Origin of the sequence: Pseudarthrobacter sp. PH31-O2 (assembly GCF_030063265.1) — a bacterium.
GTDB lineage: Bacteria > Actinomycetota > Actinomycetes > Actinomycetales > Micrococcaceae > Arthrobacter.
On the sequence record NZ_JASIST010000001.1, the window covers coordinates 367,770 to 388,279 of the forward strand.

Sequence of the window (20,510 nt, forward strand, 5' to 3'; positions counted from 1 at the left end):
CCCCGAGATCCACATCCCCATTTACCCGAACAGAGGAACAGATGCAGCTTCAGGTGGCACGAATCGGCAAGCCCCACGGCATCCGCGGCGAAGTGACTGTCCAGGTGCTCACCGATGCGCCCGGCGACCGCTTCATCCCCGGGACCCAGTTTGTGGTGGAGCCGGCCACAACAGGGACGCTCACCGTCCTCAGTGCCCGCTGGAACAAGGACATTTTGCTGCTTGCGTTCGAAGAGATCGAGACCCGCAATGAGGCGGAGACCCTCCGCGGCGCCAAACTCTTTGTTGAAACCGAAGAACTCGACGATGATGACGATGATGAAGGCTGGTACGAGCACGAACTCGAAGGCCTGGAGGTGCGCGTCGGGGACGCGGTGGTCGGCAAGGTCTCCGGCCTCCGGACCCTTCCGGTCCAGGACCTGCTCGTTGTCACCGCTGCCGACGGCACCGAAGTGCTGATCCCGTTTGTGGAGCAGATTGTCCCCGAGGTCAATGTCGGGGAAGGCTACGTCCTGGTCACCCCGCCGCCGGGACTCTTTGAGGTCAATGCCGAGGACGAGGCCAAGACCGGCGACACGCCGGCGTCCGCCCCCGCGGCGACCAATGCTGCCGGGTCGACCAATGCTGCCGGGTCCGCTGCCGAGGGGTCCGACGACGCAGGAGACGTCGCCTAAATGAGGATCGACGTCGTCAGCATCTTCCCCGAGTACCTGGCACCGTTGGAACTGTCCTTGATTGGCAAGGCCCGCCAGGACGGGCTGCTGGAGCTCAACGTCCACGATCTCCGCGGGTTCACCACGGACCGGCACCGAACCGTTGACGACACCCCGTACGGCGGCGGAGCCGGCATGGTCATGAAGCCCGAACCTTGGGCCCAGGCCTTGGCCGCCGTCGCTGCGGACCGGCCGGTCGGCGCAGCGAAGCCGGTCCTGATCGTGCCATCGCCGGCGGGGGAGCGGTTCAGCCAGGCCACGGCCCACAAGCTGGCGGAGGAAGACCGGCTGGTGTTCGCCTGCGGACGCTACGAGGGCATCGACGAGCGCGTGATGGAATGGGCCGCCGAACACTTCGCCGTACGCCCCATGAGCCTGGGCGACTACGTGCTCAACGGCGGCGAAGTGGCGGTACTGGCGATGGTGGAGGCCATCGGACGCCTGTTGCCCGGCGTCGTCGGCAACCCCGAATCCCTCGTCGAGGAATCGCACTCGGACGGGCTGCTCGAGTACCCCGTCTACACCAAGCCCGCCAGCTGGCGGGATCGTGAGGTTCCGGCGGTGCTGCTCAGCGGCAACCACGGCAAGATCGCCCAGTGGCGCCGGCACGAACAGTACCGGCGTACCGCCGAACGCCGTCCGGACCTGCTTGCGGAGTTCGACGCCGGCAAGCTGCCGCGCGCGGACCGTACCGCTTTCGCGGACCTCGGATACAACGTCGTCGACGGCCGCCTGCTGCGCCGCGCCGACGCCGGCGGCCAATCCGATTAACCGGATTGGCTGGATGGCCCCGGGTGTGGCAAAATTAGTCCTTGTGCCTGCTGGGTTGCGAACCTGCCACAGGGGGAGCGTCACCAACAGCGCGGCACCCCGGCTCCGTCAATTCCTGACAGGGCCGGAGCGACACTTTTTCGGCGGGAATTTCCGGGCCGCTCTTGCGCCCGGGCTTGGCCGCCGTGACCTAACGTGAAGGACCTGTGGCGTTCACCAGGAGTGAATCAATGCATATCCTCGATTCCGTAGACGCAGCCTCGCTGCGCACCGATGTTCCGACGTTCCGCGCGGGTGACACCCTCAAGGTTCACGTGAACATCATCGAAGGCAAGAACTCCCGTGTCCAGGTATTCCAGGGCTTTGTCCTGGGCCGCCACGGCGACGGTCTCCGCGAAACCTTCACCGTCCGCAAGGTCTCCTTCGGCGTCGGTGTGGAGCGTACCTTCCCGGTGCACTCCCCGATCATCGACAAGATCGAGCTCGTCTCCAAGGGCGACGTGCGCCGCGCCAAGCTGTACTACATGCGCAACCTGCGTGGCAAGGCCGCGAAGATCAAGGAAAAGCGCGACTTCCAGCCCGCAAAGTAAGTCCTTCCGGACTACTAGTGGTCCACCGACCGTGTCCGGCCAGCGCCGGAACATCCGTGACAGCGCTGTTTGCGTCATAAATGCGCTGGAGGATACGGATCATGGAACACACACAACGCCAGCCCAGGAAACTCGGCTGGCGTTTTGTGTTGCTGGCCGTGTTGCTGGCCGTGCTCATCAGCGGCCTGGTCCGCTCGGTCTGGCTCGACGTCTACTACATCCCCTCCGCGTCGATGGAGCCGCTCCTGCGCGAGGGGGACAGGATCCTGGTGTCCCGAACGGACTTCCGGGCCGAGCCGGTGGGCCGCGGCGACGTCGTTGTCTTCGACGGCCGCGGCTCTTTCGCCCCGCTCAACAGCGGCAACGGCCCGGTGCTGGACTTTCTCAGCGGCGTGGGGCACTGGGTCGGCGTGTCAGGTGCAGATGAAAGCTACGTCAAACGCGTCATCGGCCTTCCCGGTGACCACGTGGTCTGCTGTGACGCCGGCGGCCACCTCACAGTGAACGGCCAGCAAGTTGCGGAACCCTATCTGTACGGGGGGGACGCCCCAAGCGAACTGAAATTCTCCGTGCTCGTTCCGCCCGGCCGCCTCTGGCTGATGGGGGACCACCGCTCCCTGTCCGCCGATTCCCGCAGCCTTCTGGGTGCCCCAGGCGGGGGCATGGTGCCGCTGGAGCGCGTGATTGGCAGGCCGGTTCAGATCATTTGGCCGCTTGATAGATTTGCAGCAGTAGCTCGGCCGTCCGCGGCCACCACCACGACAGCGAAGAACGGACAGTAGATGCCCGAGACCGGACCCCGGAATCCCGATCCGCAGGGCCAGGACGAGCCCTGGATTGTTTCCTCGGCAATCCCAGCCAGGGAGCACGCTGCGGATCTTCCGGCCGCGGGCGGACCCGCCCATGCGGGTCGCGCGTCGAAGCGTGCACGCAAGGCGAAAGCCCAGGAGCGGCACAGTCCGCTGTTCCTTTGGGTGAAGGAAGTGGCCACCGTGGTGCTCGTCGCCATTGTGCTGTCCTTCCTGATCAAGACCTTCCTCTTCCGGGCCTTCTACATTCCGTCCGAGTCAATGGTCAACACCCTGGACGTCAACGACCGCATCTTTGTGAACCTTCTGGTCCCGGAACCGTTCGCCCTGGAGCGCGGCGACGTCGTGGTGTTCAAGGACACCCAGGGCTGGCTGGTTCCTGCGGCACAGAAGGCGGCTGGTCCGTTCAGCTGGGCGCAGGACAGCCTGACATTCATCGGTCTGCTGCCGGACAACTCGGAGCAGCACCTGGTGAAGCGCGTGGTGGGGCTTCCGGGCGACCACGTGGTCTGCTGCGACGCCGGGGGCCGGCTGATGGTTAACGGCGCGCCGCTGGACGAGTCCTACATCAACCCCGCCGAGGTGCCCCAGGCCCGCGACTTCGATGTTGTGGTTCCCGACGGCAAGGTTTGGGTCATGGGCGATAACAGGAATCATTCCGCCGACTCGCGCGCCCACCCGGACAGCAACGGAGGCTTCGTCAACATCGCCGACATCGAAGGACGGGCGGCCGTCATTGCGTGGCCGCTGAACCGCATCGGCGGCCTCGACAACTACCCCGACGTGTTCCGCGACGTACCCGCGCCGGCCGGAAAGTAGCGGCAGCAGCGATGTCCCAAGCCCCCACCCTCGACTACGAGCGCCGCTTCCGAAATGCGGGCGCCCGACTCGTCGCGGGCGTTGACGAGGTGGGCCGCGGTGCCCTCGCCGGACCCGTCAGTGTGGGAATCACTGTGGTGGACCTCGAGCAGCAGGTGCTGCTCGCCGACGTTAGGGACAGCAAGCTGCTCAAGGTGGCGGACCGTGAGCGGCTGGTGCCGCTGGTCCGGAGCTGGAGTGTGGCCAACGCCGTTGGGCACGCCACAGCGAAAGAGATCGACGACGTCGGCATCGTCGCGGCGCTGCGGCTCGCCGGCACCCGTGCCTGGCTCGCCGTCCTCGCCGCCGGGGTCACCCCTGACGTTGTGCTGCTGGACGGCAGCCACAACTGGCTCTCGCCGGTGGCCCAGCCATCCCTGTTCGAGGACGGCCCGGTGGAACCGGGCTGCGACGCGCCGGTGCACACACTGGTCAAGGCGGACATGCAGTGCCTGAGTGTCGCGGCCGCATCCATCCTGGCCAAAGTCGAACGCGACGGCATCATGCGCGGGCTGCACAGCGAATACCCGGCCTTCGGCTGGGACGTCAACAAGGGCTACGGCACGGCCATACACAAGGATGCGCTCCGAGCCGCAGGGCCCACGCCGTACCACCGGGTGAGCTGGCAGCTGCTCTAGTCACCGCCCCGGCGCCGGTTATCAAACTTGCCGCCGGGGCGACTGTGGGACCGCCGGGGAGGGTCCGGGGCCCGCCGCGGGACGGACCGTGGCGCGCGGGCCACGCCGGATGGTGCAAGATGGAACCATGAGTGCCGAGGACCTTGAAAACTATGAAACCGACATGGAGCTGCAGCTTTACCGCGAATACCGCGACGTTGTCGGCCTGTTCAGCTATGTGGTCGAGACCGAACGGCGCTTCTATTTGGCCAACCATGTTGACCTGCAGGCCCGCAGTGCCGACGGCGAGGTCTATTTCGACCTGACGCTCCAGGACGCCTGGGTCTGGGACGTTTACCGCTCCGCCCGCTTCGTCAAGAGCGTCCGCGTAATTACCTTCAAGGACGTCAACGTCGAAGAGCTCCCGCGCAACGAGGAGCTCGGCCTTCCCAAGGTCGGCGACCTGGGGAACTGACCCGGTTTACCGGCGATGACCGCGGTACTGCCGGGGCGGCAGCGCACTCCTCTGTCCACCGCTTTCGCCGCCGTGGTTTTCCACATAGCGTCCTGACGCCCTAGGCTGCCCCGCGGCGCCGCCGCACGCTGGTTACATGAGAGCTAAAGACGTGCTGGGCCGGCGGGGCGAGGAGTTCGCGGCCGGATACCTGGAAGCCCGCGGCATGCGGATCCTGGACCGCAACTGGCGGTGTTCCGAGGGCGAAGTAGACATTGTTGCCCTCGACGGCGACACCTTGGTCATCGCAGAGGTGAAGACTCGCAGCTCCCTGGACTATGGGCATCCTTTCGAAGCCGTCGGCGTGGACAAACTGGCCCGGCTGCACCGCCTCGCTTCCGCGTGGTGCCGCGACCACAGCCGGCGGGCACCGCTGCGCCGACTGGATGTGATTGCCGTCCTCGACGACGGCATCGGCGAGCCCACTGTCGAACACCTCAAAGGGGTGGGGTAGGTGGCTCTCGGGCGGAGCTACTCCGTGGCGCTTGTGGGGCTCAACGGCTACATCGTTGAAGTCGAAGCCGACATCGGCCAGACCCTCCCGGCGTTCATCATTTTGGGGCTTCCCGACGCGTCCCTGAACGAAGCGAAGGAACGGATCCGCAGCGCCGCCCAGAACTCGGGCATTCCGCTGAGCCGGCGGAAAATCACGGCCAACCTCATCCCGGCGTCGTTGCCAAAACGCGGCTCCGGCTTCGACCTAGCCATCGCCATGGCGGTCCTGCTGGCTTCCAATGATGTGCGTTCCACCGGCCGGACAGTGTTCATCGCGGAACTTGGGCTGGATGGCCGGCTGCGGCCCGTCCGCGGGGTTCTTCCCGCCGTGATGGCTGCGGTGCGGGCAGGCTACTGCGACATTGTTGTGGCGCGGGCAAACGCCGCCGAAGCTGAACTCGTGCCCGGCGCGCGGGTGCATGGTTACGCCACCCTGGCCCGGCTGGCCTTCGATTTCGGTGCTGATCCGCAGGATTTGGCCCTCGACTTCGAGCCCGATCCCGGGACCGGCGAACCTCGGGCCGAAGCAGAGGGGCCGAGCCTCACACCACCGGATATGTGTGACGTTTCCGGCCAGGCGGATGCCCGCAGGGCCCTGGAAGTCGCCGCCGCCGGCGCTCACCATCTGCTCTTGACCGGCCCGCCGGGAGCCGGGAAAACGATGCTGGCCGAGCGGCTTCCCGGCCTCCTGCCGGACCTTGGTGACGCCGAGGCCATGGAAGTCACTGCCATCCATTCGCTCTGCTCACTGGCCTCGTCCTCCCTGCAACTGGTGCGCAGGCCGCCGTATGAGAACCCCCACCACACCGCCACCTCAGCGGCCATAATAGGCGGTGGCTCCGGGCTCCCACGGCCCGGGGCCGCTTCCCGGGCGCACCGAGGTGTGCTGTTCCTCGATGAGGCGCCGGAATACGAGCGCCGGGTCCTGGATGCGCTCCGGCAGCCGCTGGAGAGCGGCGAACTCGTACTGCACCGCTCGGCTGGGACAGCGGCGTACCCTGCCCGCTTCCAGCTTGTTCTCGCGGCTAATCCGTGTCCCTGCGGCAAGGCCACTGGCAAAGGAATTGACTGCATTTGTACCCCGACGATGCGCCGGCGGTATCTGGCCCGGATGTCCGGGCCGCTGCTGGACAGGGTCGACATCCAGCTGCAGGTGGAGCGGGTGTCGTTGGCCGATTTCGGCCAGCCCGGGGTGGAGGAGGATACCGCCACCATTGCGTCCCGTGTCCGGGCTGCCCGGACACGGCAGCTTCAGCGGCTGCTGCCGTTCGGCTTGGAGACTAACGCCCAAGTGCCCGGTCGTGTACTCCGGGGCGCCCTCCGCCTCAGTGCTCCCGCAACCCGGATCCTGGACCATGCCCTGGAGCGCGGAATGCTGACCGCGCGCGGTTACGACCGGGTGTTGCGCCTGGCCTGGACCGTGGCGGATCTGGCCGACCACGACATCCCGGCAGCAGACGACATCGGGCTGGCACTCAGCCTCCGGCAGGCAACCCCTGCTGCCTGAGTGCCCCTGCCTGCCGGCACGGTCAAGCGGCAGCCCCTATCCAGCCATCGTGTAAAAGGACGCCACCATGACAGAGAATGAACGGACCGCCCGGGCGGCGTTGTCGCGGCTTTTTGAGCCGCAGGACTGCACCGGCCTGGCTCTGGTGCGCATCGCCGGCGCTGCGGATGCGCTAAGAATTGCTACCGGTGAGATTCACGCCGGCACGGAACTGGAACGTGACATATTTCTCCTCCTGGAGGAGACCGGGTCCGCCGGCGGCTGGACGGGGCTGGCGACGGCCCGGAAGCGCTGGGCACCGCGAGTCCAGGACCTGGCCCCCGAACGCGACCTTGCCACCATCCTGAGGCTTGGCGGGCGCCTGGTCATCCCCTCCGACGAACTATGGCCCCGCCAGTTGGCAGACCTCGGACTGCAGGAGCCGATCTGTCTGTGGTGGCGAGGAAATGAACAGGAGCTGCCGCCGCCTGCCACATCCGTTGCACTGGTTGGCTCGAGGGACAGCACCTCCTACGGCGCCTCCGTAACAGGCGATCTCGCGTATTCACTGGCGCAGCGGGGGTTCACGATTATCTCGGGCGGCGCCTACGGGATCGATGCACACGCCCACCGAGCCGCCCTCGCCGGCGGAACCGACGGCGGCCTGCCTACCATCGCCGTGATGGCAGGGGGAGTGGACCGCTTCTATCCCGCCGGAAATGAGGACCTGCTGCGGACCGTCGCGAACCAGGGGGCAGTCCTGGCCGAGGTTCCGCCCGGTTCTGCCCCGACGCGGTACAGATTCCTGCAACGGAACCGGCTGATCGCCGCGCTGGCCTCGGTCACGGTTGTGGTGGAGGCCCGGTGGAGGTCGGGGGCGCTGAACACGGCCCACCACGCGGAAGCGTTGGGCCGGGCAGTCGGGGCAGTTCCCGGCTCGGTGCACAGCGCCAACTCCGCAGGTTGCCATCGGCTGCTCCGGGAAGGCGGTGCAGTCTGCGTCACTGACGCGGGAGAGATTGCGGAGCTTGCCTCTCCCAGCGGCGAATCGTTGCCCGAGGACAAGACCGGCCACGCAGCAGTCCAGGATGGGCTGACTCTGGAGGACCTGATCCTGCTCGACGCGCTGCCGCTGCGAACCACAACCTCGGTGGACAAGCTCACCACCGTCGCGGGACTCAGCCTCGATTCCGTCCGCGCGGGCCTGGGCCGGCTCGGGCTCCTGGGACTGGCCGAAGCGCACCGCGGCGGCTGGAAGCGGTCCGGGAAGGCCGGGTGAGGGTCCGGGGACATGGCCGGGAGTGCCACGGAGGGCAGCCGACCAACGGCTCGCCGTCGGGCTCCCTGACCACCGGGCGATTACTGCGAGAGTAGGGGAGTGTCCACTCAGCAGATCCCGGCCGTACTGGCCACCGCCGGCCAGCGCTTCGGCCGTTACCTGGAGGCCGAACGCGGGCGATCTCCCCATACGGTGCGCGCCTACCTCTCCGACCTCGGTTCTCTTCTGGAGTATGCCGCCTCTGAAGGAGTGGAGGAGCTGCCAGGATTGGAGCTTGGCACTTTGCGGCGCTGGCTCGGCGCCCAAAGCGAAGCGGGCATCTCCCGTGCCACCCTGGCCCGCCGGTCCGCCACGGCCCGCGCCTTCACCGCCTGGGCTGTCCGCGAAGAACTCATCGTCGCTGACCCCGCGCTTCGGTTGAAGGCGCCCAAGCGGGAGAAGTCGCTGCCCGGGGTGCTGCACCAGCAGCAGGTCCTTCGGCTGGTTGGAAACGCGGAATCCGCGGCAGCCGAGGGCGGACCCGTACCGCTGCGCAACCGGGCCATGGTTGAGCTGCTCTACGCCACCGGCATCCGGGTCGGTGAGTTGGCAGGCCTAGACGTGGACGACCTCGATCCCGACCGCAGGACCCTGCGGGTACTCGGCAAAGGCAACAAGGAACGGACGGTGCCGTACGGGCTTCCCGCTGCGCTCGCCGTCGACGACTGGCTCCGCCGCGGCCGGCGCGTCCTAGCCACTGACGCCTCCGGTCCCGCGCTGTTCCTGGGTGCGCGCGGTAAACGGGTCGACCAGCGGCAGGTCCGCAGCGTGGTCCACGACCTCTTGGAAGCTCTGGGGGACACCGCAGCCACCGGACCGCACGCCCTCCGGCACTCTGCCGCCACGCACCTGCTCGACGGCGGGGCCGACCTCCGCGCCGTGCAGGAAATTCTGGGACACAGCAGCCTGGCCACCACCCAGATCTACACCCATGTCTCCGTCGAGCGGCTTCGGCAGAGCTATCAGCAGGCCCATCCGCGCGCCTGATCCCGCCGCCGCGTGCCTGATCCCGCCGCCGCGTGCCTGATCCCGCCGCCGCGTGCCTGATCCCGTCGCCTAGCGTCGGCCCGGCTAGCGGGACCGGTCCCTGAGGTTACGCTGCGCGGCGCGCCGGGAAAGACGCGCCGCGGTGCACTGGCGTAATGCGGTAGCGTACGGCAGAATGAGACTCACGCCCGGCAACTTTCAAGTGCCGCTTGAAGCTCTTAGCCTCCAGCAGCACCAGGAACCGGGCCCTAATTTAATAGTCTGGCGAGGACCATCCGCAGCGCGGAACCGAGCAAGAGACACACATCCAGGCAGAGGTCGTTGGGGAAGACGTACCTACAGCTATGGAGGATGGAATGTCTGTTGCACTAACCCGCGGTGTGTTGTTTGTTCACTCTGCCCCAACTGCCCTGTGCCCCCACGTTGAGTGGGCCATAGGTTCCGTTGTGGACAAGCGGACGGATCTTGAGTGGACTGCTCAGCCAGCAGCGCCCGGAATGTTCCGGGCTGAACTTTCGTGGACCGGAAACCCGGGCACGGGGGCGCAATTGGCGTCAGCTCTTCGAGGCTGGGCGCACCTGCGCTACGAAGTCACCGAAGAACCCAGCCAAGGCGTTGATGGCGGCCGCTGGTCACACACTCCCGAACTTGGCATCTTCCACGCCGTCACCGACGTGCACGGAAACATCATGGTCTCCGAAGACCGAATCCGCTACGCCTACGAATCCGGTGCCGGCGACCCTTCTGCGGTTTACCATGAGCTCTCCCTGGCCCTCGGCGAAGCCTGGGACGAAGAACTCGAACCCTTCCGGCATGCCGCCGAAGGTGCACCGGTACGCTGGCTGCACCAAGTCGGCTAAGACCCGCCAGCCAGGAGTCACCGCACCACATCCCCATAGCTCCGCCGAGATGACAGATGGCGGCAACGTTCACTAAGAACATTGCCGCCATCTGTCATTTCGGCGTGCTGCGGGCAGTTGGAGCTAGACGCTCCGCACCGCGATCACGGCGTTGTGGCCGCCGAAGCCAAAGGAGTTGCTCAGTGCCGCAATGCTGCCGGAGGGCAGGTCGCGGGCTGTTGTAACTACGTCGAGGGGGATTTCCGGGTCCTGGTTCTCCAGGTTGATGGTGACCGGGGCTTTGCGGTCATACACGGCCATCACGGTCAGCACGGCTTCCACCGCACCGGAGGCGCCCAGCAGGTGCCCCATCTGCGACTTGGTGGCCGAGACCGCGACACTGTCCAACTGCTGGCCCAAAGCCGCCTTCAGGGCCGCGTACTCGGGCTTATCGCCGACCGGAGTGGAGGTGGCGTGCGCGTTCACGTGAACCACGTCCTCGGGCTGGATACGCCCGTCGAACATTGCAGCTTTCAGCGCGCGGGTGGCGCCGAGGCCCTGGGGGTCCGGGGCGGTGATGTGGTAAGCGTCTGCGGTGACCGAGGTGCCCGCGAGTTCTGCGTAGATGCGGGCACCTCGGGCCAGCGCGTGTTCCTCGGCTTCGAGCACGAGGGCGCCGGCGCCCTCGCCCATCACAAAGCCGTCGCGGTCACGGTCGTAGGGGCGTGAGGCGTGCTCGGGATCGTCGTTGCGGCGCGAGAGGGCCTGCATGGAGGCAAATGCGGCAATCGGCATCGGGTGGATGGCGGCTTCGGCGCCACCGCACACAACGACGTCGGCCTTGCCGGAACGGATCAGGTCAAGGCCCATGTGGACAGCTTCGGTGCCGGAGGCACACGCGGAGACCGGAGTGTGGGCGCCGGCGCGGGCACCCAAGTCAAGGCTGACGGCGGCGGCCGGGCCGTTGGGCATCAACATCGGCACGGTCATGGGCAGTACGCGGCGGGGGCCCTTTTCGCGCAGGGTGTCCCAGGCGTCCAAGAGGGTCCAGACGCCGCCAATGCCGGTGGCGAATGCCACGGCCAGGCGGTCGTGGTCGATTTCGGTGATGCCGGAGTCGGCCCACGCTTCGCGGGCGGCGACAACAGCGAACTGCGTGGACGGGTCCATGCGCTTGGCCTCGACCCGGCTCAGGACCTCCGTGGCGGGGGTGGAGGCGCGGGCGGCGAAGTGGACGGGCAGCTCATACTTGGCCACCCAGTCGTCCTCGAGCGTATGCGCGCCGGAGACGCCCTTCAGCGCGTTCTTCCACATCGTGGGGACATCGCCGCCAATGGGTGTGGTGGCACCCAGACCGGTAATGACTACTTTGCGTGCCATGGGATCACTCTCTGTCGGTGCGCCTGCCGTGTCCGGGACTTGGGTAAGGCTGCCGGGGCCTGCGTTGCGAAAAACGTTGGGGGGGGTGGAGCGGGTGGTGGTGCACATGGCGCGGTCCGGGGGTGCACTTGCGCCCCCGGACCGGCCGGGGCCTGAACTAGGCCTGTGCGTTCGCGATGAAGCTGACCGCGTCGCCGACGGTCTTGAGGTTCTTGACTTCTTCGTCCGGGATGCGCACGCCGAACTTCTCTTCGGCGTTGACGACGATCGTCATCATCGAGATGGAGTCGATGTCCAGGTCCTCGGTGAAGGACTTGTCCATTTCGACAGCCTCGGTGGCGAGGCCGGTCTCTTCGTTGACGATTTCAGCCAGGCCGGCCAGGATCTCTTCGTTGCTAGCCATGATGGCTCCTTTTCTTGTTATTGCCGTGGGCTGCCGTTGTGCCGGCAGCTTCGGGCGGGAATGACTCAAACCGAGGGTTCGGCTTGTTGCGGGATGTGAAGACGGGGGAATGTGGCGGAACCCGGGGGCTCAGGGAAGCACGATGACTTGGGCACCGAAGACCAATCCGGCACCGAAGCCGATCTGCAGTGCCAGGCCGCCGCTGAGCTGCGGGTTTTCCTGCAGCAGCCGATGGGTGGCCAGGGGGATGGACGCTGCGGAAGTGTTGCCGGCGTCGGCGATGTCCCGGGCGATGATGACCGTCCCGGGAAGCTTCAGTTTTTTGGCCATCTCGTCGATGATCCGCATGTTCGCCTGGTGCGGAATGAAGGCCGCGAGATCGTCGGCGGTGATGCCGGCGGCGTCCAGCGCCTGCTGCGCGACTTTGGCCATCTCCCAGACTGCCCAACGGAACACCGTCTGGCCGTCCTGGCGGAGCGTCGGCCAAAGCGCCGGATCCGCGACGGCGGCTTCCCCGGTACCGGGAGCACCGCCCTGCGCTCCCGCCGAGGCCGGACCGCGGAGATCCAGCATGGAACCGGTCATGCCGATTGCGTCCCACTTGCTGCCGTCCGAGCCCCAAACCGACGGGCCGATGCCCGGGGTCTCGGACGGGCCGATCACGACGGCGCCGGCGCCGTCGCCGAGCAGGAAGGAGATGGTTCGCTCGGTGTTGTCGATGACGTCAGAGAGCTTTTCCGCGCCGACCACAAGGACGTAGTCGGCAGCGCCGGACCGCACCAGCGCATCGGCTTGGGCGATGCCGTAGCAGTAGCCGGCGCACGCGGCGGAGATATCGAAGGCGGGGGCCGGTGTGGCACCCAGACGGTCTGCGAGGCTCGCCGCAGCGGACGGGGTGGCATAGGGGTGCGTCACGGTGGAGACGATGACGGCGCCAAGCTGGGAGGCCTCAATGCCGGCCTTCTGCAGGGCTTCTCGGGAAGCGCCCTCAGCCATGTCAATCACGCTGATGTCAGCGGAGGCGCGGTGCCGGGTGATGATGCCGGTCCGCTGGCGGATCCACTCATCGGAGGAATCGATCCACTGGCAGACGTCCTCGTTGGTGACGATCACGTCGGGACGGTAGGCTCCGACTCCCATAACGCGGGTGTTCTCGTGCAGCGGGGCCTGCTTTAATGTGGGCACACTCATGCCTGTCCTTCCAGTTCTGCGAATAGGGCCAGGGCGGCGGAGAGGTCGTCCGGGGTCTTGACGGTCACGGTCTTCACACCCGGCATACCCCGCTTTGCGAGTCCGGCGAGTGTTCCGGCCGGAGCCAGTTCAATCACGCCGGTCACGCCGCGCTTCACGAGTGTTTCCATGCAGAGGTCCCAGCGGACCGGGCGGGAAACCTGTGCGATCAGGCTTTCGACGGCGGCGGCACCATCGGTGATTTCCGCGCCGTCGAAGTTGGACAGCAGCGGCACCTGCGGGTTCCGCGGGTGCAGCGCGGGGCGAAGGGCCCGCAGCGCCGCGACGGCGGGGGACATGTGCGAGGTGTGGAATGCGCCGGCCACCTTCAACTGGATCACCCGGGCCTTGGCCGGCGGGTTCTCCGCGAGGGCCTTGAGCTGGTCCAGGGTGCCGGCCGCGACGGTCTGGCCGGCGCCGTTGACGTTGGCGGCCGTGGCGCCGCAGGCCTCGATCGCTGCCAAGACCTCGGCCGGGTCGCCGCCCACCACCGCACTCATGCCGGTGGGGGTTGCCGCGGCGGCAGCTGCCATGCTGTTGGCGCGTTCCCGGACAAACGTCATGGCTTCGGTCTCCGTGAGCACACCAGCCAGGGCGGAGGCAGTGATTTCGCCGACAGAGTGGCCGGCAAGGATAACCGGGAGGGTGGCCAGCTCGACGTCGAACAGCGACTGGGCCGCCACCAACCCGGCGGCGACGATCAACGGCTGGGCAACAGCCGTATCCTTGATGGTCTCCTCGTCCGACGTGGTGCCGTGGGCGGTGAGGTCGATCCCCGCGATCTCGCTGAGCGAGGCCAGATGGCCTGCGACGGGCGGCAGTTCCAGCCAAGGGGCCAGAAAACCGGGGGTCTGGGAGCCCTGTCCAGGGCAGACGATTGCAAGCACGTATCCAGCTTTCCAAACTACGGCGTGATTATCGGTGTATTCGTGCACCAAGCTCACAGGGTCACTTTGTAGGAAGTCTACAACTGCTCAGGGGCTGTTGCGCGACGGCTGACGTTCGACGGCGGGCTTCGGCGGGGTCGCCAGCCGGCCAACGACCAGAGCCGTCTGGAGCACAAAAGCCTCCCGGGGCAGCAACGGATCCCAGCCGGTGACGTCACAGACGCGCTTGAGCCGGTAACGCACGGTGTTGGCATGGACGAAGAGTTCACGGGCCGTGGCCTCGAGCGAATGCCCAAGCTCGAGGTAGGTCCCGAGGGTCTCGACGAGGCCGTTGGACGCCGCGATCAGGGGACGGTAGATGTTCTTGACGAGGGAGCGGCGCGCCGCGTCGTCGCCGGAGATGACTCTTTCCGGCAGGAGGTCATCTGCAGCAACCGGGCGCGGCGCGGCTGGCCAGGCACGGGCGGCGGTCAGCCCCGCGAAGGCGGACTGCGCCGAGCTGCTGGCCTCCAGCAGGGAGCCGGCTTCGGCGCCGTAAACGACCGGCCCGGGCGCGAAGAGTTCAGCCAGCTTCAGGTACGCGGTCTCCCGGTCGTGGACCCCGCCAAGGATCAGGATAAGACGGTCGCCCTGGATTCCGACAAGGGCGTCTTCGGCGAAACGCCCGGCCGTGCGGCGCAGTTCGCTGACATAGCTGGCATTGGGTTCGGACGGAGTGTTGCCCACCATAACTGTGAAGCGCTCCTGCGCTTTCCAGCCCAAGGCGGCAATCCGGGACCGCAGGGCGTCGGTGTTTTCACCGCGCAGGATGGCGTCCACAATGAGTGCTTCCAGCCGGGTATCCCACGAGCCGCGGGATTCGGCGGCCCGCGCGTAGACATCCGCTGCGGCGAACGCGACCTCGCGGGAGTACCGCAGGACCGCCTCGCGCAGCGCTCCCTGGTCCGCTTCCGGTGCGATCACCGGCACTTGGTCCTCCACCACTTCCACCACAATCCGGATCAGCTGCAGGGCTTTTTGCAGGCTGATGGAGCGGGTGAGCTCGGTCGGCGCGGTGCCGAAAACGTCGGAGAGAATCCACGACGGCGAGCTGGGACGTTCGAACCAGGTGACGAACGCGGCAATGCCGTTTTGCGCCACCATGCCCAGTGCCGAACGTTCGTCCGAGTTCAGCCGGCTGTACCAGGGCAAGGACTTCTCCAGCTGGCGCAGTGTCGTGGTGGAGAGCTGGCCTACACTGGCCCGAAGTTTCTTGAGCGTCTCAACCTTCTCCGGAGACATCGCCCTTGAGGCAGGCTTGCGTTTTGCGGCAGTGGTGATCGGCTCGGACATGCATCGAGCATACGGGGCCTGCCGCCCAAGCTCCATTTGTGCAAAGGCTACAACGGCCTTTGTGCTGGATCACAGTATTGTCCGCCGCCGGGGGTGTCCGGGTTCCCGGGCGTTAGGCATTAACGACGACGGCGGTCCCGCCTTCCGGTGGGGACCGCCGTCGTTCCGTGCTGAGCTGACTCTAGGAGTCGCCGCCCGCGTTGCCGGTGGTGCCGGCATTGACGTTGTGCAGGCGGTATTTTTCGATTGCCTGGGCGGGTGCTTGGGCGTCTACTTCGCCGCGGCGGGCGAGCATCTGCAGGGAACGGACGACCACTGAGTGGATGTCGTTCTTGAAGAAGCGTCGTGCTGCGGCGCGGGTGTCGGAGAAGCCGAAGCCGTCCGCGCCGAGGGAGGCGAACTCGTTCGGGATGAACTGGCGGATCTGGTCGGGCACGGCTTTCATGTAGTCGGTCACGGCGACGATCGGTCCGGTGGCGCCGGCGAGTTGTTCGGTGACGAACGGAACGCGTGCGGGCTTGCCTGGGTTCAGGAACGCATCTTCCTCAGCGGCCATGGCATCGCGGCGCAGTTCGGTCCAGGACGTCACGGACCAGACGTCGGCGGAGACGCCCCAGTCTTCGGCGAGGACTTTCTGGGCTTCCAGGGCCCACGGGACTGACACGCCGGAGGCGAGGATCTGCGTGCGCGGGCCATCGATCTTGGCCGGCGCGAGCAGGTAGATGCCCTTGATGATGCCCTCGACGTCGAGTTCCGCCGGTGCTGCCGGTTGGGAGATCGGCTCGTTGTAAACGGTGATGTAGTACATCACGTTCCGTGACGGATCGTTGTCCGCCGGGCCCGGACCGTACATCCGGTTCAGGCCATCGCGCATGATCACGCCGATCTCGTACCCGTAGGCCGGATCGTAGGTCATCACGGCCGGGTTGGTCGCGGCCAGGACCGGGGAATGGCCATCGGCGTGCTGCAGGCCTTCACCGGTCAGGGTCGTCCGGCCGGCGGTGGCGCCGATGATGAACCCGCGGGTCATCTGGTCCGCGGCGGCCCAGAAGGAATCCCCGGTGCGCTGGAAGCCGAACATCGAGTAGAAGACGTAGATCGGGATCAGCGGTTCCCCGTGGGTGGCGTAGGAGGTCCCCGCGGCGGTGAACGCCGCGACGGAGCCGGCCTCGTTGATGCCGGCGTGCACGATCTGCCCGGAGATGGACTCCTTGTAGGCCAGGACGAGCTCGCGGTCCACGGAGAGGTAGTTCTGCCCGTTCGGGTTGTAGATCTTCGCGGTGGGGAAGAACGCGTCCATGCCGAAGGTCCGGGCCTCGTCCGGGATGATCGGAACGATCCGGGCACCGAACTCCTTATCCCGCATCAGGTCCTTCAGGAGCCGGACGAAGGCCATGGTCGTGGCCGCCAGCTGCTTGCCGGAGCCGCGGTTGGCGACTTCGTAGACCTTCTCCTCCGGCAGGGTGACCTCGGTGTGCTTGGAGCGGCGTTCGGGAACGAAGCCGCCGAGCGCGGCCCGGCGTTCCATCAGGTACTTGATCTCCGGGGAGTCCATGCCGGGGTGGTAGTACGGGGGCCGGTAGAGATCCCCTTCGAGCTGGTCGTCGGTGATCGGGATACGCAGGTGGTCCCGGAAAGCCTTCAGGTCCGCGAGGGTGAGTTTCTTCATCTGGTGCGTGGCGTTGCGGCCCTCGAAGTGGGTACCCAGGCCGTAACCCTTGACCGTGTGGGCGAGGATAACGGTGGGTTTGCCCTTGAACTCGGTCGCGGCCTTGTACGCGGCGTAGACCTTGTTGTAGTCGTGGCCGCCGCGCTTGAGGTTCCAGATCTGGTCATCGGTGAGGTCCTGGACCATTTCCTTGGTCTGCGGAGTCTGGCCGAAGAAGTGCTCCCGGACAAACGCACCGGACTCGGCCTTGTACGTCTGGTAATCGCCGTCGACGGTTTCGTTCATGATCTTCACCAGCGAACCGTCCTCGTCCTTGGCCAGGAGGTCATCCCACTCCCGGCCCCAAACGACCTTGATCACGTTCCAGCCCGCGCCGCGGAAGAACGCCTCCAGTTCCTGCATGATCTTGCCGTTGCCCCGCACGGGTCCGTCGAGGCGCTGGAGGTTGCAGTTGATCACGAAGTTCAGGTTATCGAGCTTGTCGTTCGCGGCGAGCTGGAGCAGGCCCCGGGACTCCGGCTCGTCCATTTCCCCATCACCCAGGAACGCCCAGACCTGCTGGTCCGAGGTGTCCTTGATACCGCGGTTGGCCAGATACCGGTTGGACTGCGCCTGATAAATCGCGTTCATCGGCCCGATACCCATCGAAACCGTGGGGAATTCCCAGAACTCCGGCATCAACCGAGGATGCGGGTACGAGGAAAGCGCGTGGCCCTCCTTGGACTTCTCCTGCCGGAAACCGTCCAGGTCCTCCTCGGACAACCGGCCTTCCATAAAGGCACGGGCGTACATCCCGGGAGAGGCATGGCCCTGGAAAAAGACCTGGTCACCGCCGCCGGGATGATCCTTGCCGCGGAAGAAGTGGTTGAACCCGACCTCGTAGAGGGTCGCGGCACCGGCATAAGTGGAGATGTGTCCGCCGACGCCGATATCGGCGCGCTGCGCCCGGTGCACCATAATCGCCGCATTCCACCGCAGCCACGCCCGGTACTTCCGCTCAATCTCCTCATGCCCCGGGAACGCCGGCTCCTGGTCCACCGGGATCGTATTCACATAATCCGTGGTCGTCACCATCGGAACACCCACGCTTTGCGCACCGGCCCGCTGAAGCAGGCTGCGCATTATGTACTGGGCACGCTCGGTGCCCTGTTCCTGAATCAAGTCATCCAGGGACTCCAGCCACTCGGCGGTCTCTTCCGGATCACGATCAGGCAGCTGGTTAGTCAACCCGCTAAGGATATGGGAGGTCTCTTCTCCTGCAGCCACGTCCAACCTCTCTTTGAGCGCATTCATCGGCGCCCTCAGCTGCGGCAGGGTAACTGCCTGGCGTGAACGCGACGTGTGCGACGTATCGGTTACATCTGCCCGGTCATGTGCGCCGGACAAGGTCCAATCACAACTCTCCCCGCCTTGGTCAGCGGGGCGTTCGCCCTCACAGGCGTAGTCGTCACCAGCCACTCTAGCTCCGACAGCTGGGGGATGCGTAGCCGCCGGGTGGGCGCCGGTTCGGATTTGACCGGCATACTGGTTGTGTGACGATGTGCCGCACCGCGGCGCTAGGATCACCCTGTGTGACGCAGAATATGGCGGATCGCGGGGCCAACAGCTTGAAGCGCAGGCGCAAAGGGTGTTGGCTTGGAGTAATGGAAATCACTAGAGCTATTGAAAACACCAAACATAGGAGCAACACGTGAGCGAGGCCGACGCCGCCACTTCGGTAAATGTGGCGGAAAAACTGGGATTCAAAACCGGGGACCTGATTCAGGAATTCGGTTATGACGATGATGTCGACTTCGATCTGCGCGACGACATCGAAGATCTCACCGGCTCCGAACTCTTCGACGAGGACGACCACGAAGTGGTTGACGCCGTGATCCTTTGGTGGCGCTCCGACGATGGTGATCTCGTGGACACCCTGGTAGGTTCGCGGACCACCCTCACCGAGGGCGGCGTTGTGTGGGCTCTGACGCCGAAGTCCGGCCGGGTGGGGTACGTCTCACCTGCTGACATCCAGGATGCTGCACCTACCGCCGGCCTGCACTACACCACTTCCGCCGGCGTCTCCAAGGACTGGAGTGCCACCCGTTTGGTCACGCGGAAAAACAAGTGACCCAAACCGGCGTCGCGGCCAGCGCCGGGGATCTCGCGGATGAGTCCCTCGGCGTGCCCGCTGTCGGCGAGGCAGCTCCAGACTTTGAATTGCTGAATCAATTCGGCGAGCCGGTGCGGTTATCGGAGCTCCGGGGCCGCAACGTTGTTCTGGTGTTCTTCCCCTTCGCCTTCTCCGGCATCTGCACTGGGGAACTGTGCGAAATCAGGGACAACCTGGCACTGTTCGCGGATGCCGATGCGGCCGTGTTGGGCGTGTCGGTGGACAGCAAGTTTGCCCAGCGGGCGTACGCCGGGCAGGAAGGCTACGCCTTCGACCTGCTCGCGGATTTCTGGCCGCACGGTGCCGTCGCCCAAAAATACGGCGTGTTCGACGCCGGAAGCGGCATGGCCAAGCGTGGAACCTTCATCATCGACTCGAGCGGCATCGTGCGCTACGTGGTGGTCAATCCCCGCGGCCAGGCCCGGGACTTCGGGGCTTACCGCGCCGCCCTGGCGGGACTTGTGGGGAGCTGACCGAGTGCGAACGCGGCGGCCCGGGATCGGCATGACTGGATTTGCCAGCCTGCCTCCGGTGCCCGTGAGCGAACCGGCCGTCGACGAACTCAAGGTCTTGCAGGACATCCGTGGCATCCTCGCGGGGGAGCGTTTCGCCCTCTTGACCGGTGCCGGGCTCAGCACGGACTCCGGCATTCCGGACTACCGCGGGCCGGGCGCCGCTCCCCGGGCACCCATGACGTACCAGGAATTTATCGGCGAAGCGGACAACAGGCGCCGCTATTGGGCGCGCAACCACATCGGCTGGTCCCACCTGCGCCGCGCCGACCCCAATGAAGGCCACGCCGCCGTCGCCCGCCTGGAACGCCGGGGGCTGCTCACCGGGCTCATCACCCAGAACGTCGACCGGCTCCACGAGGCCGCCGGGAGCATCAACGTGGTTGACCTGCACGGACGATTTGACCAGGTCGCCTGCCTCGACTGCCACCGCAGATACAGTCGAGCGCTGCTGGCAGGAGTCCTGACGGAGCTCAACCCCGACTTCCTGGACCGGGCGCTGGCCGCCGGTTCGGTCGAAATGGCACCGGATGCAGACGCCACGGTGGAGGATGCTGCTCTGATCGAAAGTTTCGTAGTGGCGCATTGCCCTGCCTGCGGCGGCACGCTCAAGCCGGATTTCGTCTACTTCGGCGAGAACGTTCCCAAGGACAGGGTGGAACGTTCTTATTCCATCGTGGACGAGGCTGCGGCGCTCCTGGTGGCCGGTTCTTCGCTGACTGTGATGAGCGGGTTGCGGTTTGCCCGGCATGCCGCCAAGCACGGCAAGCCCGTTGTGATCATCAACCGGGGCCAGACCCGAGGGGATGAACTCGCTACCGTCAAACTCGATGCCGGCGTCAGTGCGGCCCTCACCTGGCTGGCTGCCGAACTCCCACCGCTCTGATCCTGCTCCAACCCGCCGCTGCCCCGCAGGGAAAGCTGATCGGCGGCCGCTGTTCCGATTGG

The 20,510-nt window shown here is 66.2% G+C and carries 21 protein-coding genes; 15 read left to right on the top strand and 6 right to left on the bottom strand.

Annotation, left to right across the window (positions count from 1 at the left end; translation table 11 throughout):
• The first annotated feature begins 41 nt into the window (after positions 1-41).
• The 12 genes from rimM to QMG72_RS01610 all read left to right on the top strand — a co-directional run bounded on the left by rimM (position 42) and on the right by QMG72_RS01610 (position 10,018).
• Positions 42-674, top strand: a complete 633-nt coding sequence (gene rimM / locus QMG72_RS01555; RefSeq protein WP_283479443.1) for a ribosome maturation factor RimM — start codon at positions 42-44, stop codon at positions 672-674.
• Complete coding sequence (gene trmD / locus QMG72_RS01560) at positions 675-1,484, top strand: tRNA (guanosine(37)-N1)-methyltransferase TrmD (protein ID WP_226773359.1); 810 nt, start codon at positions 675-677, stop codon at positions 1,482-1,484. It begins immediately after the preceding gene.
• Between the two features lie 230 nt (positions 1,485-1,714).
• Positions 1,715-2,074, top strand: a complete 360-nt coding sequence (rplS, locus tag QMG72_RS01565) for a 50S ribosomal protein L19 (protein WP_226773358.1) — start codon at positions 1,715-1,717, stop codon at positions 2,072-2,074.
• A 101-nt stretch (positions 2,075-2,175) separates the two neighbouring features.
• Positions 2,176-2,856 carry a signal peptidase I gene (gene lepB, locus QMG72_RS01570; RefSeq protein ID WP_282360317.1) on the top strand — a complete coding sequence of 227 codons (681 nt, stop codon included), beginning with the start codon at positions 2,176-2,178 and terminating at the stop codon, positions 2,854-2,856.
• On the top strand, positions 2,857-3,702 hold the full coding sequence (lepB, locus tag QMG72_RS01575) for a signal peptidase I (RefSeq protein ID WP_283479444.1): 846 nt from the start codon (positions 2,857-2,859) through the stop codon (positions 3,700-3,702). It abuts the gene before it with no gap.
• Positions 3,703-3,713: 11 nt separating this feature from the next.
• The gene (rnhB, locus tag QMG72_RS01580) at positions 3,714-4,379 is read left to right on the top strand and encodes a ribonuclease HII (RefSeq protein ID WP_282360315.1); all 666 of its coding nucleotides are present in this window, start codon (positions 3,714-3,716) and stop codon (positions 4,377-4,379) included.
• Between the two features lie 127 nt (positions 4,380-4,506).
• Positions 4,507-4,833 carry a DUF2469 domain-containing protein gene (locus tag QMG72_RS01585; RefSeq protein WP_226773354.1) on the top strand — a complete coding sequence of 109 codons (327 nt, stop codon included), beginning with the start codon at positions 4,507-4,509 and terminating at the stop codon, positions 4,831-4,833.
• Positions 4,834-4,969: 136 nt separating this feature from the next.
• Positions 4,970-5,326 (top strand): YraN family protein, encoded by a 357-nt coding sequence (locus QMG72_RS01590; protein ID WP_226773353.1) that lies wholly within the window; start codon positions 4,970-4,972, stop codon positions 5,324-5,326.
• Complete coding sequence (locus QMG72_RS01595) at positions 5,327-6,874, top strand: YifB family Mg chelatase-like AAA ATPase (RefSeq protein WP_282360313.1); 1,548 nt, start codon at positions 5,327-5,329, stop codon at positions 6,872-6,874.
• A 67-nt stretch (positions 6,875-6,941) separates the two neighbouring features.
• Positions 6,942-8,132 (top strand): DNA-processing protein DprA, encoded by a 1,191-nt coding sequence (gene dprA / locus QMG72_RS01600; RefSeq protein ID WP_283479446.1) that lies wholly within the window; start codon positions 6,942-6,944, stop codon positions 8,130-8,132.
• A 99-nt stretch (positions 8,133-8,231) separates the two neighbouring features.
• A complete protein-coding gene (locus QMG72_RS01605) occupies positions 8,232-9,158 on the top strand; it encodes a tyrosine recombinase XerC (protein ID WP_283479447.1) in 927 nt (308 codons plus the stop codon).
• A gap of 356 nt (positions 9,159-9,514) precedes the next feature.
• Positions 9,515-10,018 (top strand): DUF3145 domain-containing protein, encoded by a 504-nt coding sequence (locus tag QMG72_RS01610; RefSeq protein ID WP_056426723.1) that lies wholly within the window; start codon positions 9,515-9,517, stop codon positions 10,016-10,018.
• Between the two features lie 123 nt (positions 10,019-10,141).
• Here QMG72_RS01610 and fabF read toward each other — a convergent pair whose 3' ends face one another.
• From fabF to aceE, 6 genes are all read right to left on the bottom strand, one after another.
• Entirely contained in the window at positions 10,142-11,377 is a 1,236-nt protein-coding gene (gene fabF, locus QMG72_RS01615; RefSeq protein WP_282360310.1) for a beta-ketoacyl-ACP synthase II, read from the bottom strand.
• A 157-nt stretch (positions 11,378-11,534) separates the two neighbouring features.
• A complete protein-coding gene (locus QMG72_RS01620) occupies positions 11,535-11,780 on the bottom strand; it encodes an acyl carrier protein (protein WP_018773434.1) in 246 nt (81 codons plus the stop codon).
• Between the two features lie 129 nt (positions 11,781-11,909).
• Positions 11,910-12,971, bottom strand: coding sequence for a beta-ketoacyl-ACP synthase III (locus tag QMG72_RS01625; RefSeq protein WP_253032544.1), 1,062 nt, complete (start codon positions 12,969-12,971; stop codon positions 11,910-11,912).
• Positions 12,968-13,897, bottom strand: a complete 930-nt coding sequence (locus tag QMG72_RS01630; RefSeq protein ID WP_282360308.1) for an ACP S-malonyltransferase — start codon at positions 13,895-13,897, stop codon at positions 12,968-12,970. The genes QMG72_RS01625 and QMG72_RS01630 overlap by 4 nt, the downstream gene beginning before the upstream one ends.
• An 87-nt stretch (positions 13,898-13,984) precedes the next feature.
• Entirely contained in the window at positions 13,985-15,229 is a 1,245-nt protein-coding gene (locus tag QMG72_RS01635; protein ID WP_282360306.1) for a PucR family transcriptional regulator, read from the bottom strand.
• A gap of 181 nt (positions 15,230-15,410) precedes the next feature.
• Complete coding sequence (gene aceE, locus QMG72_RS01640) at positions 15,411-18,191, bottom strand: pyruvate dehydrogenase (acetyl-transferring), homodimeric type (protein WP_283479450.1); 2,781 nt, start codon at positions 18,189-18,191, stop codon at positions 15,411-15,413.
• Between the two features lie 397 nt (positions 18,192-18,588).
• Here aceE and QMG72_RS01645 point away from each other — a divergent pair, with 397 nt between their 5' ends.
• The 3 genes from QMG72_RS01645 to QMG72_RS01655 are packed head-to-tail and all read left to right on the top strand — an operon-like array spanning position 18,589 to position 20,448.
• Positions 18,589-19,008 (top strand): DUF3052 domain-containing protein, encoded by a 420-nt coding sequence (locus tag QMG72_RS01645; protein WP_283479451.1) that lies wholly within the window; start codon positions 18,589-18,591, stop codon positions 19,006-19,008.
• On the top strand, positions 19,005-19,523 hold the full coding sequence (locus QMG72_RS01650; protein ID WP_502934638.1) for a peroxiredoxin: 519 nt from the start codon (positions 19,005-19,007) through the stop codon (positions 19,521-19,523). Before QMG72_RS01645 ends, QMG72_RS01650 begins: the two co-directional genes overlap by 4 nt.
• A 31-nt stretch (positions 19,524-19,554) precedes the next feature.
• A complete protein-coding gene (locus QMG72_RS01655; protein WP_502934639.1) occupies positions 19,555-20,448 on the top strand; it encodes an NAD-dependent protein deacetylase in 894 nt (297 codons plus the stop codon).
• Positions 20,449-20,510 lie beyond the last annotated feature (62 nt).

Excerpts from the sequence above, each read along its gene's own strand:
- QMG72_RS01585 (WP_226773354.1), top strand. The coding sequence starts at position 4,507 with ATGAGTGCCGAGGACCTTGAAAACTATGAAACCGACATGGAGCTGCAG.
- fabF (WP_282360310.1), bottom strand. The coding sequence starts at position 11,377 with ATGGCACGCAAAGTAGTCATTACCGGTCTGGGTGCCACCACACCCATT.
- QMG72_RS01620 (WP_018773434.1), bottom strand. The coding sequence starts at position 11,780 with ATGGCTAGCAACGAAGAGATCCTGGCCGGCCTGGCTGAAATCGTCAAC.
- QMG72_RS01625 (WP_253032544.1), bottom strand. The coding sequence starts at position 12,971 with ATGAGTGTGCCCACATTAAAGCAGGCCCCGCTGCACGAGAACACCCGC.
- QMG72_RS01655 (WP_502934639.1), top strand. The coding sequence starts at position 19,555 with ATGACTGGATTTGCCAGCCTGCCTCCGGTGCCCGTGAGCGAACCGGCC.
- QMG72_RS01635 (WP_282360306.1), bottom strand. The coding sequence starts at position 15,229 with ATGTCCGAGCCGATCACCACTGCCGCAAAACGCAAGCCTGCCTCAAGG.
- trmD (WP_226773359.1), top strand. The coding sequence starts at position 675 with ATGAGGATCGACGTCGTCAGCATCTTCCCCGAGTACCTGGCACCGTTG.
- rnhB (WP_282360315.1), top strand. The coding sequence starts at position 3,714 with ATGTCCCAAGCCCCCACCCTCGACTACGAGCGCCGCTTCCGAAATGCG.
- lepB (WP_282360317.1), top strand. The coding sequence starts at position 2,176 with ATGGAACACACACAACGCCAGCCCAGGAAACTCGGCTGGCGTTTTGTG.
- rplS (WP_226773358.1), top strand. The coding sequence starts at position 1,715 with ATGCATATCCTCGATTCCGTAGACGCAGCCTCGCTGCGCACCGATGTT.
- QMG72_RS01590 (WP_226773353.1), top strand. The coding sequence starts at position 4,970 with ATGAGAGCTAAAGACGTGCTGGGCCGGCGGGGCGAGGAGTTCGCGGCC.
- lepB (WP_283479444.1), top strand. The coding sequence starts at position 2,857 with ATGCCCGAGACCGGACCCCGGAATCCCGATCCGCAGGGCCAGGACGAG.
- rimM (WP_283479443.1), top strand. The coding sequence starts at position 42 with ATGCAGCTTCAGGTGGCACGAATCGGCAAGCCCCACGGCATCCGCGGC.
- dprA (WP_283479446.1), top strand. The coding sequence starts at position 6,942 with ATGACAGAGAATGAACGGACCGCCCGGGCGGCGTTGTCGCGGCTTTTT.
- QMG72_RS01610 (WP_056426723.1), top strand. The coding sequence starts at position 9,515 with ATGTCTGTTGCACTAACCCGCGGTGTGTTGTTTGTTCACTCTGCCCCA.
- aceE (WP_283479450.1), bottom strand. The coding sequence starts at position 18,191 with ATGAATGCGCTCAAAGAGAGGTTGGACGTGGCTGCAGGAGAAGAGACC.